We start from the raw sequence: 11,885 nt of genomic DNA, 5'->3' as shown, positions 1-11,885 counted from the left end.
TATTGCACCTATTTCAACATTTCCTTTGTATTTGAATTTTATCATGGTGATTCTTTCGATTTATTCGATAATATTTGATCAAAAACAGATAATTTCGTATAGAATTCTAATTAAAATTAAAAAACATGAATGGAATTCGAAAATGAATGTAGATGCAATTGATTTAAAAATTTTGAAGTATTTACAAGATAATGCCCGCTTAAGCAATCAAGAACTTGCTGATCTCGTTAATCTTTCAGCCTCTGCTTGTCACAGACGTGTCAAGATTTTAGAAACCAACGGAATTATTGAAAAATATCAAGCGAAAGTTAATTATGAAAAATTAGGAATAAAAATTGAGGCGATAGTTGAAATAAAACTTGCTCAACTCACCGAAAATGACCACAACTTTTTCTTAAGCCAGATCAAGAATTTTGATGAAGTCATTAATGCTTATATCATTACAGGCGAATCTAATTATGTTCTGCATGTCGCCACTAAAGATCTAAATTCTTTTTCTCACTTTGTTATTAATACACTCAATAAAATTAAAGGAGTGGTAAGCATTAATTCTAAGATTATCTTACAGAAAATTATACAAAAGCCACTGTAGACTATATGGTTAAATTAAAAATTATATTTAAAGAGCTTTTACTATGATCGAAACCGAACGTTTAATCTTAAGACAATGGAAGGAAACCGATGCTGCCCCCTTTATCGAAATGGGATTGGATAAAGATGTTATGCGTTTTTTTCCAAAGCTTTTATCTGCTACTGAAAGTATAAATTTAATTCAAAGAGCATCGGCCCTTATTGATGAAAAAGGTTGGGGATTTTGGGCTGTAGAATTAAAAGAAAGCCATGACTTTATTGGTTTTATTGGCCTACATGACCAACCAGAACAATTTGATTTTTCTCCATGCATTGAAATTGGCTGGAGGATTGCTACAAAACACTGGAAAAAAGGTTATGCCACAGAAGGAGCAAAAGCAGCATTGGACTATGCCTTCAATGTGCTTAATAAAGATAAAGTGGTTTCTTTTACAGCAACAGTGAATAAACCTTCTCAAGCTGTAATGGAAAGACTAGGAATGCGTAAAGTTAAACACTTCAATCATCCCAAGCTTCCAGATGGACACGCCCTTCAAGAACATGTTCTTTATGAAATAAATAATCCTAATTTTGAGTTATAAAGGAATAAAATATGGATATATTTCAACTGCTCCAATGAATATAAAATAAAGGTTATTCATCGAAGTCATAACCTACTGAAGTGGAATGCTCCCAATATTCATTAATTTTATCTGCAATAGCTTCCTTATCCATTGTAGTTAAAACATAGAAAAGTTTTGCCTCTTTGTTTTTTCTCAAAATTAATAAATTGTAATAGTCATATTCGGGGCCATTTAGCCCCAATGATGGCTGTTCTTCACAATGCTTCTCAGCCTTGTAATGCCATTCAAGCTTATAAGTATCAATACCATTAGCAGCATTGATCACTATGCCATCATTGGCTCCGCCAATAAATCCAATTTTCATTGCCTGCTCTAAATTGTTATTCGGATAATTTTTAATATAACTTTAAACAAGTACGGTTCAATTTATAAAATGTTTGCCAATACGTATCCTATGTAAATCAAAATAACGAATTCATTATTTCATGGCACGTAAATATTCATAAGCCTCTTTTTCATTACTCTCCAGATGAACTCTTGCTTCTGTCTCATCATTTAAAGTTTCATTTATTATTTTGGTACCTTCATAAGAAATTTGATGACCTATTTGGAAATCTGCTCCTAATGCATCAATCACAATGAATTGTCCAGCAGCATTTGAAGCTATAAAAAAACTATTATTACGATAGCCATATCTAATTGTATATAAGCCCACTTTTATTCCAACTTTTAATAATATTTAAATAATGATAATTCCATAGAGTTCATAGAAAAGCAAAAATGCTTATCAAAAAATGAATCCCCAATAAATACAACTGTATATTTTTAATAAATTTTTATTAATCCTCCACCCTATTCCTTTTATATGAATATTTTTCAAAAAATTTGTTTCAGCGATCTTATTGAGTAGTCTAAGTCTAAGAACTCTCTTGTTATCTCTCTGTTTACCTAGTACAGACTATTTAAATTATAAAATGATGAAATAAGCATAAATCAGTCCGTTTTATCGTATTTAATGATTATAATCTTAAATTACTTTTCTTCCATGTCTGTTTCAATTGGAGCTCTCAAAACATGCATAAAATAGTGCTTTTCGATATGGATGGAACTTTATTAGATTTGGCTTTTGATGATTTTATCTGGAACGAATGCTTACCTGAACGACATTCTCAGACGCATCAAATCTCTTTAACACAAAGCCATGAAATATTAAACCAGTTTTATTGTAGCAATAAACATACTCTTTCCTGGTATTCTTCACAGTATTGGACAAAAACGACAGGTGTAGATGTTTTAAATCTTCAAAAAGAATTTCAGCATAAAATTAAAGCACGATCAGGATGTATGGAGTTACTTAATACTCTGAAAGAACAAGGCTATCAATGCTGGTTAGTGACCAACGCAGACTGTGCAAGCTTACAGTTAAAACTTGATAACATCCCTATTCAAGATTTTTTTGATGTGATTGTATCTAGTGAACAAATTGGTTATGCGAAGGAAGACCTTAAGTTTTGGCAAGAATTACAAGGCTTGCATTATTTTGAACCCCAAAACACTATTTTTTTAGACGATACTATTCAAGTTTTAAAAACTGCAGAAAAATTTGGTATAAGACACTTGTTTACTATCTTACAGCCCTCAACTCTTAAGAGTAAAAGACAGCTACAAGATTTAGAGTATAAAGCACTAGATCAGCTTACAGAGCTACTGTCTATTTTGAATCAAACTGATAGAAAGGATAATGATGTCAAAATTGCGTGAAAACGATGCTGTAGAAACCATGCGTGTCGACAAATGGTTATGGGCAGCACGTTTTTTTAAAACCCGTTCTATTGCTAAAGCTGCAATTGAAGGGGGAAAAGTGCATCACAATAATGAACGTGTAAAAGTTTCTAAAGAAATTCGTGTTGGAATGGAACTTGTTGTTCAACAAGGTTTTGATAAAAAGACAGTTGTTGTTAAAGCACTTTCCAATACCAGAGGACCGGCTCCTATTGCACAACAGCTTTATGAAGAAACCGAAGTAAGTATTGCAAGACGGGAGTTGATTGCTTCGCAACGAAAATTGCATAATCTAGCTCGGCCTGACCATAGACCAAGCAAGAAAGATCGGCGACAAATCAATCGGTTTAAACAGGATAACGATCAACATTATGAAGACCACTGGTCATATAATGATGAATAAAAACGTCGAGTTGTGTCGCACTCACATATACAATATATAGAAGCTAGAGAAAAAATCTGTCACTATTAGCCCTGTGAAACAAGTTGAGATTCAATGCATCCACTTGGGTTAAACGTGATGAACATAGAGTATTGAGGTTTTTGAGATGGATGAGAATAAAAGCAAAGCATTACAAGCCGCTTTGAGCCAAATTGAGAAACAATTTGGTAAAAATACGGTTATGCGTCTCGGTGACAACACTGTTCAAGCAGTTGAAGCCGTATCTACAGGTTCTTTAACTTTAGACATCGCATTGGGGATTGGTGGTTTACCAAAAGGCCGTATTATTGAAATTTATGGTCCTGAATCTTCTGGTAAAACCACAATGACATTACAAGCAATTGCTCAATGTCAAAAGTCTGGTGGTACATGTGCCTTCATCGATGCAGAGCATGCCCTAGATCCTCAATATGCACGTAAGCTTGGTGTAGATATTGATAACCTACTCGTTTCACAACCTGATAATGGTGAGCAAGCGCTTGAAATCGCTGATATGCTTGTTCGCTCAGGTGCAATTGATTTAATCGTTGTGGACTCAGTAGCTGCCCTTACACCTAAAGCAGAGATTGAAGGCGAAATGGGTGACTCTCATATGGGTCTACAAGCACGCCTTATGAGCCAAGCACTTCGTAAAATTACTGGTAACGCTAAACGTTCAAACTGTATGGTTATCTTTATTAACCAAATCCGTATGAAGATTGGTGTTATGTTTGGTAGCCCAGAAACCACGACTGGTGGTAACGCTCTTAAGTTCTATGCTTCAGTTCGTCTAGATATTCGTCGTATTGGTCAGGTAAAAGAAGGCGATGAAATTGTTGGTTCAGAAACTAAAGTTAAAGTCGTTAAGAATAAAATGGCTCCTCCTTTTAGAGAAGCTATTTTCCAAATTCTATACGGTAAAGGTACTAACCAATTAGGTGAACTTGTAGATTTGGCAGTACAGCAAGATATCGTTCAGAAAGCTGGTGCATGGTATTCATATCAAGGCAATAAAATTGGCCAAGGTAAGAATAATGTGATCCGCTATTTTGAAGAAAACAAACATATTGCTGAAGAGATTGAACGTAATATCCGTGAGCAATTGTTGACTACAGGTACAAATGGCGCAGTGCCAATTGAAGATGATGAAGAAGAACCAGATCTTTTATTAGAATCTTAATTACACCTAAGTCATAAAAACGCCCTTCGGGGCGTTTTTTACAAGGAAATATATATGTTCAAAAGAAACAATGAACAATCTCAACAGCGTCCACCACTCACTGGCCAGCGTTTACGCTCATATGCTTTTGCATTACTTACTCGACGAGACTACTCTAAAGCAGAACTCATTGAGAAATTAGCCCGTTATGCACAAAATATAGAAGAAGTGAACCAACTCGTTGAAGAGTTATCTGAACAAAATTACCAAAGTGATCAGCGTGTTGCTGAGCAAATGCTTGCAAGTCAGATTCGTAAAGGTAAAGGACCGAAACGCATTCAACAAGCTTTAAAAACTAAACAGATCGAAAATGATTTAATTGCCGACGAAATTCGCGAAATTGATTGGGTAGAACAAGCTTATCAACTTAAAGTTAAGAAGTTTGGAGAAGAGATAGAGAAAGACCCAAAACTTAAAGCAAAGCAGATTAGATTTCTACAATATAGAGGATTTGATTTAGATGTGATTTTAAAAGCGATCCAAAGAAAATTGGATTAAAGGAATGGTGGCAACCCCACTAGCAAAACTTCGGCACATCATAGATCTGCTACCGTTGCTACCTTCCGGTCCTGGCGGGGTTCACAGAGTACAATTGCGAAGCCACCAGCGGGGTTACCATTGCAAAACAAAGTATAGAGATTTTTAAAAGAGTTGCAACCCTTCTCTGGCTTTTTCAGCAAGTTTTTGTTTCGATTGATTAATTCATCAGCAAAAATAGCTTAAAACCCCAAAAATGTAGTTTTCTGAGCTTATGCTCTTTTCTTATTTTGCATAAAATATGCTTGAAGATTGTAAACTATCCTTGCATTTAAACTGTTAACTGCTTTAATTGCATTGATCAATGAAAAACCTTAGATATTTAGAGAATTGTTTTTTATATTCCTGTGTCAAGGTGGCTTTTATATAAAATTATGGATTTATACACATGCAAATGAAGAAGCATTCTTTATTATTTATTGCCTTAATGAGTACCACTTCTCTATACGCAAACATTCCTATTGAGTCTCGTGGTTTAAGTCAAAATGATGGCAGTGCATCTAATACTTCTTCTTCAAGCAATATTTCAGTTCCTACAAACTTAAACTGGGAACTTATGCAAAAAAATCAACAACTAGAAAATGATATCCGCACTTTAAGAGGTCAATTAGAAGAACAAGCGAATGATATTGACCAATTAAAAAAAGACCTTGCGAATAGATATACCGATTTAGATCAACGTTTAGAATTATTACATCAAAAAGTTGACCCTGATAGTGCTACACAAGAAGACGGTACAAATACCAATACTAATAGCGCCACACCTGCTAGTCCATCAGTATCTCAATCTCAGCCTGCAGATGGCAATAAAGTAGTTGCCGCCCCATCTCAAACGTCTGAACAACAATCTAATACACCAGTAACCAACACTCAACCAGCGACTACTGCTCAAAACCAATCTAATCCACTTGAATTAGAAAAAGCCGCTTATACAGTAGCTTTAGATGCTTATAAACAAGGTGGAGCAAAAAAAGCAATTGCTCCGATGCAAAACTTTATTAAAAACCATCCTAACAGTATTTATACAGGCAATGCTTATTTCTGGTTAGCCGAGTTTCATTTAGCTACAGACCCAGTGAACTACAATGAAGCAAAGAAAAACTACAATATTGTCGCTAGCCAATATCCAAACTCTAGCAAGGCACCTCGAGCACTCTATCAACTATATAGCATTGCCAAAGATGTCGATAAGAATACTGTATCAGCTAATCAATACAAAAATAAGTTACTTACTCAATATCCTAAATCTGAAGAAGCTAAATTCTTTAAAAAATAATTTAGGCATAAAAAAAGACACTGTTTTAACAGTGTCTTTTTTTATGCCTTATTGATTAGCGTACAATTCCACGCTCGGATTGCTCAAGAGAGTCAATTAATAATTGAGCTTCTGGAACAGAAGGCAAAATTTCACTTTTAATTTGCTCAACAGCTTGAACAGAGGTTAGACCAGATTTAAATATCAATTTATAAGCTTCTCTTAAGCCCTGAATTGTATTTTTAGACCAACCTTTTCTTCGCATACCTTCAATATTTATACCAAAGGCATGCGCAGGATTACCAGAAGCCATAACATAGGCTGGTACATCTTTAAGAATCAGTGAGGCCCCACCAATCATGCTATAAGAGTCAATCTTACAGAATTGATGAATTCCAGAATTACCACCGACAATAACATGATCACCAATATGTACGTGTCCAGCAACACCAACATTATTAGCAAAGATATTGTGATCACCTACAATACAGTCATGTGCAATATGAGTATTTACCATCAATAGGTTATGACTACCTATCTTAGTCAATGAATTATCTTGCACAGTGCCTCTATGTAAGCTGCAATGTTCGCGAATTAAATTATTGTTACCAATTTCAAGCCAAGTTTCTTCACCTTTATATTTGAGGTCTTGACAAACTTCGCCAACACTTGCAAATTGAAAGATCTCATTATTTTGACCAATTCTGGTAAAACCACCTACTACCACATGAGAATGTAATTTAGTACCAGCACCAATAGTCACTTGAGGACCAATAACACAATAAGGTCCGATTTGAACATCTGAAGCAATCACTGCAGATGGATCAATAATGGCGGTAGAATGGATTAAATCGTGATTGCTCATGCCTGCTCTGTTTTTTGGTGTGAAATCATAATCTCAGCGGTTGCTGCTACAATGCCATCAACGCTAGCTGTACAATTGTATTTGTAAATACCGCGCTTCTGCATTACCAACTCGGATTTTAATACAAGTTGGTCGCCTGCAACTACTTGTTTTTTAAATCTAACTCTTTCTGCACCAGCAAACAGGAACAAAGAACCTGGTTTTGGCGTCTCATTGTTCATAATAAAACCTAGAACGCCTGAAACTTGAGCTAGTGCTTCAACAATTAGAACACCAGGCATAATTGGATATTCTGGGAAATGTCCTTGAAGAAACTCTTCATTGATAGAAACATTTTTATAACCAACAATACTATTGTCAGTAACTTCAATCACACGATCAACCAATAAGAATGGGTAACGATGCGGCAAATATTGACGAATCGTTTGAATCTGCATTGGTAATTCAGGGATGGCAAATTTAGGTGTAGTTGACTCGGTCATAATATTCTATTTACGCAAATTAAAAGTTGATTCAAGAGACTCTATTTGAGCTTGTATATGATCAAGTCGTTTAGTGATTTGGGTCAATGGCACATCTGCTAATTGTCTCAAGCGTACAATCGTTTTTTTCCACTGGCTATTTTCGAACAATCCAATTCCTGAAGAATAAGTTCCAGCCTCAGAAATATTTTTTGTGACCATTGACATTCCAGTTAAAGTCACATTATCAGCAATTGAAAGGTGACCTGCTACCCCACATGCGCCTGCTAGAATACAGTTTTTGCCAATTTTTGTACTACCCGCAATGCCACAGGTAGCTGCAATAGCAGTATTTGAACCAATATGAACGTTATGTGCAATTTGCACAAGGTTATCAATAATTACACCATCTTCTAAAATTGTATTATCAAGAGCACCGCGATCAATACTACAATTTGATCCAATTCGAACATCGTTTCCGATTAGAACTGATCCTAACTGAGCAATACGGTGCCATTTACCTTGATAGGGAGCAAAACCAAAACCTTCACTACCAATTACAGTATTTGAATGAACACGCACCCGGTCGCCCAATTTAGAGCTACCTGTAATGGTGACATGAGAGTCAATAAAACAGTCTTTCCCAACTTCTACATCATCATCAAGTTTGGTATGTGATTGAATGATTGTGTTATCACCTACTACACAATTCTCACCAATGACTACATAGTGACCAATATAAGCAGCTTCTGAAATAACAGCAGAAGGATGGATTTGAGCAGTACTTTCTATACCTTTTGAAATAAGCTTTTTATCAAATACATGAGTAAGGATTGCAAAAGCAAGATAAGGATTATCAACAATAATAAAGTTATCTTTTTCAGGAAGATGTTCTTTTAAAGCAGCAGTAACAATGAAAGCCCCTGCACGACTTGCTTTAGCTTGTTCGAGATATTTATCACCATTTACGAAAGTAAGATGATTAACCTCTGCATTTTCCAAACTTGCTAAGTTCGAAAATTGAAGACTACCTTCACCAATTAACTCACCTTTAACAAGGTGAGCTAATTCATCTAAACGAAATTGTTGCACTTTCATTAATTTATTTCATTGAATTAACCTTTTGTATCATTTTATCAGTTAAATCATACTTAGCGTCATAGGCAACAGTTGAATTTTTATTCAAAATAAAGTCAAGATTATTTTCTTTTCGTAATTGCTCAGCAGCTTGCTTAACTCTAGACTCAAAAGTTGTGTTCATACTTTGCAAGCTAGTTTGAACTCTAGACTGTAAGCCCTGCTGTGTTGAATTAAATTCATTTAACTTTGATTGATACTGAGATTGTAATTTTTTAATCTCATCTTCTTTCATTTTTTGACCTTGGGTCTGCGCTTGACGTTGAAGCCCTTCTAACTCTTTACCTAATTGCTCAAGTTTAGTCGTTGTTGGTTTCACAGACTGATTCAAGCTTGCGTTTTGTTGTTTCAAATAAGTACTGCTCTCAACAACTTTAGCAAGATCAATCACCCCATAACCGGCTGCATTAGCTGCTACCGAAGCCACCGTCAAGCCTAACCCTAACATTAATGTATTTAATTTTTTCATGTAAATTTCTTTCCTTATTTCGTTGTTCAATATGATCGTACTTAGAAAGTACGACCAATTTCAAACTGGATTTCTTTAGTTTCATCACCCGGTTTATCATTTAACGAGAATGCATAGCTAAGTGATAATGGTCCAATCATAGTAATCCAGGTTACACCCACACCCACGCTATAACGTAAGTTACCTAAATCAAAGCCATAGTTATCTTCACAATATTTCTTAACATCTGTAATAGTTTGGCCATTAATCATCATGCCTTTATCACCGTATACAGAGTTATTAATATTACATTTGGTATCGAAGACCTGACCACCTTCTGCAAAAATAACAGGACGTACTTGACGCGTCCAATCACCTTTAAATGGCATAGGTAATGCTAATTCAGTACCAAATTGAACTAGAGCATTACCACCAACATTTTCAGGTGAAGGATCATTCTGTTTTGTTTCTTGTAAATTTACACTGGCATATTTAGGCCCTAAAGTACTATTGTCATAGCCTCGAACAGAACCATAACCGCCGGCATAGAAGTTTTTATAGAATGGTAAATCGTTACCATAACCCAGCTTACCATAACCACGAAGCACAAAGCCTGATTTACCAATCGGTAAGAATGCTTGTGTATCATAAGTTAATTTTTGATAGTCAACATCACTACCTGGCAGGCCAATTTCAAGACCTACTCGGTGAGACATACCTGATGTTGGGAAAATCGGTCTATTTAAAGTGTTATATGACCAACCCAAGTTTAAATTATAAGTAAAGAACTCGCCATCAAAAGCACTATCATATTCTTTAAAACCACCTTCACATGTATCAGGTATTGGTTGATTTGTTTCAGGGTCAGTCTCGGTCTTACCAGTTGGACACCAATTCGACTTACCAGTTGCCTTACCACCATTTGCCAATAAATAGTCACGCACATAGGTAGAAACATAAGGGCCAGTCGTTACTTTAGTATTATCAATACCTAGAGATGCACTTAAGCTTTGGTTTTCATCAATTGGATAACCAAAGCTTAAACTACCACCAAAACTATCCGTTACGTAGTTGTTAACGTTATAGTTATCATTTAACTTAGTTTTACGATAATAAACGTTATAACCACGACTTACCCCATCAATAGTAAAGTATGGGTCAGTAACACTTAGATTATAATAGTCTTGAGTTTCTGAACGAGACAAATCAATTGCAACTCGGTTACCAGTACCCATAAAGTTAGTTTGACTAAGTCCAGCTTGGAACGTAATACCACCATTTTGTGAATAACCTACAGCTAATGTGGTAGTACCTGAATGTTGTTCTTCAACATTTACGTTCAAATCGACTTGGTCAGGAGAGTTTGGAATACGGGCAGGCTTAATATCAACTGTTTTAAAGAAACCTGTACGCTCTAAACGAACTTTAGACAAATCAATTTTTTCATTACTTGCTAAAGCACCTTCCATTTGACGCATTTCACGACGTAATACTTCATCAGAAGTTTTACTATTACCAGTAAAGTTAATACGACGCACTGTCACTTGCTGACCTGGGTTTACATAATAATTTAAGTCAACCACACCAGTTTCATTATTAATTTGCGGAACAATATTCACATCAGCAAAGTAATAACCTGCGTTACCATACTTTCGTAGAAGTAATTGCTTAACTGCATTTACCTTTTCTTGTGAATAGATATCGCCATCTTTATAAATTTTTAGTGCTTGTAACTCTTCAGGCTTATAAAGCGCATCACCTAAGAATTTAGTTTGACCAAATTTAAATTGGTTACCTTCCTCAACAGCAACTTCAATAAAGATATGTTTTTTATCTTCACTAATATTAAGCTGGGAATTATTAATATTAAAATTAATATAACCCTTGTTAAGGTACATAGCACGCAATGCTTCAAGGCTTGCAGCCATTTTCTCACGCGCATAACGGTCATTACGTGTAACGATTGAAGCCCAACCACTTTCTTTAACAGCAAATGCCTGTTTGATTTCACTGTCTTTAAAAACAGTATTACCAATTACATTGATATCAAAAACTTTTGCTGGCGTTCCTTCGTTAAAATTAAGTTTTAATTCAACGCGGTTATTTGGTCGCGCAACGGTATCAACAGTAACACTAGCATCATAACGACCTTGTTGGGTGTATTGCTGCTCTAATTCTGTTTGAATGGTTTGCAAAGCAGATTTCTTAAAAACCTCACCTTCTGCAACACCCATTTTTTTAAGGCCTTGTTCTAATGCCTCTTTAGGAATAAGTTTATTACCCTTAAATTCGAGTTTTGAAATAATAGGGCGTTCAATGACATTAAAGACCAAAGTATCGTTATCTTTTGATGCTTTAATATCATCAAAAAGACCCGTGGCATACAATGTTCGAATTGCTTCGGCGATCATCGGTTCATTAACGCGATCGCCACTGTTGATTGGCAACATGGTATAAACATTTGCAGGAGTAAGACGGACTAAGCCGTTTACACGAATATCTCTAACAACGAAATCATCAGCTGCATATGCTTGTTGTACCGCTGCCATAGCGCTAACAAGTGCCAAAGGCATTAAAAAATGTGTGTGCCGCATGCCAGTTTTTTC

Annotated in this window: 14 protein-coding genes and 1 other RNA gene; 7 read left to right on the top strand and 8 right to left on the bottom strand. The window is 35.5% G+C overall.

Annotation, left to right across the window (positions count from 1 at the left end):
- Window positions 1–142 precede the first annotated feature (142 nt).
- Together gigD and MKL35_RS12445 are read left to right on the top strand one after the other, a co-directional pair.
- Complete coding sequence (gigD, locus tag MKL35_RS12450) at window positions 143–592, top strand: Lrp/AsnC family transcriptional regulator GigD (RefSeq protein ID WP_001099948.1); 450 nt, start codon at window positions 143–145, stop codon at window positions 590–592.
- A 43-nt stretch (window positions 593–635) separates the two neighbouring features.
- Window positions 636–1,172 carry a GNAT family N-acetyltransferase gene (locus tag MKL35_RS12445; protein ID WP_017394091.1) on the top strand — a complete coding sequence of 179 codons (537 nt, stop codon included), beginning with the start codon at window positions 636–638 and terminating at the stop codon, window positions 1,170–1,172.
- Between the two features lie 52 nt (window positions 1,173–1,224).
- Here MKL35_RS12445 and MKL35_RS12440 read toward each other — a convergent pair whose 3' ends face one another.
- A complete protein-coding gene (locus tag MKL35_RS12440) occupies window positions 1,225–1,518 on the bottom strand; it encodes a hypothetical protein (protein WP_004708422.1) in 294 nt (97 codons plus the stop codon).
- 114 nt (window positions 1,519–1,632) lie between these two features.
- A complete protein-coding gene (locus MKL35_RS12435) occupies window positions 1,633–1,869 on the bottom strand; it encodes a hypothetical protein (protein ID WP_017394092.1) in 237 nt (78 codons plus the stop codon).
- A 359-nt stretch (window positions 1,870–2,228) separates the two neighbouring features.
- Here MKL35_RS12435 and MKL35_RS12430 point away from each other — a divergent pair, with 359 nt between their 5' ends.
- The 4 genes from MKL35_RS12430 (at window position 2,229) to MKL35_RS12415 (ending at window position 5,074) form a co-directional block, all read left to right on the top strand.
- A complete protein-coding gene (locus tag MKL35_RS12430; RefSeq protein WP_032011534.1) occupies window positions 2,229–2,915 on the top strand; it encodes an HAD-IA family hydrolase in 687 nt (228 codons plus the stop codon).
- On the top strand, window positions 2,899–3,339 hold the full coding sequence (locus MKL35_RS12425) for an RNA-binding S4 domain-containing protein (protein ID WP_002049587.1): 441 nt from the start codon (window positions 2,899–2,901) through the stop codon (window positions 3,337–3,339). Before MKL35_RS12430 ends, MKL35_RS12425 begins: the two co-directional genes overlap by 17 nt.
- A gap of 145 nt (window positions 3,340–3,484) precedes the next feature.
- A complete protein-coding gene (recA, locus tag MKL35_RS12420; protein ID WP_032011532.1) occupies window positions 3,485–4,537 on the top strand; it encodes a recombinase RecA in 1,053 nt (350 codons plus the stop codon).
- 54 nt (window positions 4,538–4,591) lie between these two features.
- Window positions 4,592–5,074: a regulatory protein RecX gene (locus MKL35_RS12415; protein WP_032011531.1), complete on the top strand. Its 483-nt coding sequence runs from the start codon at window positions 4,592–4,594 to the stop codon at window positions 5,072–5,074.
- A 14-nt stretch (window positions 5,075–5,088) separates the two neighbouring features.
- Here MKL35_RS12415 and ffs read toward each other — a convergent pair.
- Window positions 5,089–5,185: signal recognition particle sRNA small type (gene ffs / locus MKL35_RS12410), an RNA gene on the bottom strand.
- A gap of 316 nt (window positions 5,186–5,501) precedes the next feature.
- On the opposite strand from ffs, the gene MKL35_RS12405 reads away from it, so the two are divergent.
- Window positions 5,502–6,389: a YbgF trimerization domain-containing protein gene (locus tag MKL35_RS12405; RefSeq protein WP_032011530.1), complete on the top strand. Its 888-nt coding sequence runs from the start codon at window positions 5,502–5,504 to the stop codon at window positions 6,387–6,389.
- A 55-nt stretch (window positions 6,390–6,444) separates the two neighbouring features.
- On the opposite strand, the gene lpxA is transcribed toward MKL35_RS12405, so the two are convergent.
- Genes lpxA through bamA form a run of 5 tightly spaced genes read right to left on the bottom strand, consistent with a single transcriptional unit; the run spans window position 6,445 to window position 11,873 of the window.
- Window positions 6,445–7,233 carry an acyl-ACP--UDP-N-acetylglucosamine O-acyltransferase gene (gene lpxA / locus MKL35_RS12400; RefSeq protein ID WP_002049604.1) on the bottom strand — a complete coding sequence of 263 codons (789 nt, stop codon included), beginning with the start codon at window positions 7,231–7,233 and terminating at the stop codon, window positions 6,445–6,447.
- Entirely contained in the window at window positions 7,230–7,715 is a 486-nt protein-coding gene (gene fabZ / locus MKL35_RS12395; protein WP_002049600.1) for a 3-hydroxyacyl-ACP dehydratase FabZ, read from the bottom strand. The genes lpxA and fabZ overlap by 4 nt, the downstream gene beginning before the upstream one ends.
- Window positions 7,716–7,721: 6 nt before the next feature.
- Window positions 7,722–8,792, bottom strand: coding sequence for a UDP-3-O-(3-hydroxymyristoyl)glucosamine N-acyltransferase (lpxD, locus tag MKL35_RS12390; RefSeq protein ID WP_032011528.1), 1,071 nt, complete (start codon window positions 8,790–8,792; stop codon window positions 7,722–7,724).
- Window positions 8,793–8,796: 4 nt separating this feature from the next.
- Window positions 8,797–9,300 (bottom strand): OmpH family outer membrane protein, encoded by a 504-nt coding sequence (locus MKL35_RS12385; protein ID WP_002049593.1) that lies wholly within the window; start codon window positions 9,298–9,300, stop codon window positions 8,797–8,799.
- 41 nt (window positions 9,301–9,341) lie between these two features.
- Complete coding sequence (bamA, locus tag MKL35_RS12380) at window positions 9,342–11,873, bottom strand: outer membrane protein assembly factor BamA (RefSeq protein ID WP_374993140.1); 2,532 nt, start codon at window positions 11,871–11,873, stop codon at window positions 9,342–9,344.
- Window positions 11,874–11,885 lie beyond the last annotated feature (12 nt).

Source organism: Acinetobacter sp. AOR41_HL, assembly GCF_027854645.1.
Lineage (GTDB): Bacteria > Pseudomonadota > Gammaproteobacteria > Pseudomonadales > Moraxellaceae > Acinetobacter > Acinetobacter nosocomialis.
This window is presented reverse-complemented; position numbering and strand designations above follow the sequence as displayed.

Excerpts from the sequence above, each read along its gene's own strand:
- MKL35_RS12425 (WP_002049587.1), top strand. The coding sequence starts at position 2,899 with ATGTCAAAATTGCGTGAAAACGATGCTGTAGAAACCATGCGTGTCGAC.
- bamA (WP_374993140.1), bottom strand. The coding sequence starts at position 11,873 with ATGCGGCACACACATTTTTTAATGCCTTTGGCACTTGTTAGCGCTATG.
- MKL35_RS12430 (WP_032011534.1), top strand. The coding sequence starts at position 2,229 with ATGCATAAAATAGTGCTTTTCGATATGGATGGAACTTTATTAGATTTG.
- MKL35_RS12415 (WP_032011531.1), top strand. The coding sequence starts at position 4,592 with ATGTTCAAAAGAAACAATGAACAATCTCAACAGCGTCCACCACTCACT.
- lpxD (WP_032011528.1), bottom strand. The coding sequence starts at position 8,792 with ATGAAAGTGCAACAATTTCGTTTAGATGAATTAGCTCACCTTGTTAAA.
- gigD (WP_001099948.1), top strand. The coding sequence starts at position 143 with ATGAATGTAGATGCAATTGATTTAAAAATTTTGAAGTATTTACAAGAT.
- MKL35_RS12385 (WP_002049593.1), bottom strand. The coding sequence starts at position 9,300 with ATGAAAAAATTAAATACATTAATGTTAGGGTTAGGCTTGACGGTGGCT.
- MKL35_RS12405 (WP_032011530.1), top strand. The coding sequence starts at position 5,502 with ATGCAAATGAAGAAGCATTCTTTATTATTTATTGCCTTAATGAGTACC.
- recA (WP_032011532.1), top strand. The coding sequence starts at position 3,485 with ATGGATGAGAATAAAAGCAAAGCATTACAAGCCGCTTTGAGCCAAATT.
- MKL35_RS12445 (WP_017394091.1), top strand. The coding sequence starts at position 636 with ATGATCGAAACCGAACGTTTAATCTTAAGACAATGGAAGGAAACCGAT.
- lpxA (WP_002049604.1), bottom strand. The coding sequence starts at position 7,233 with ATGAGCAATCACGATTTAATCCATTCTACCGCCATTATTGATCCATCT.
- fabZ (WP_002049600.1), bottom strand. The coding sequence starts at position 7,715 with ATGACCGAGTCAACTACACCTAAATTTGCCATCCCTGAATTACCAATG.
- MKL35_RS12440 (WP_004708422.1), bottom strand. The coding sequence starts at position 1,518 with ATGAAAATTGGATTTATTGGCGGAGCCAATGATGGCATAGTGATCAAT.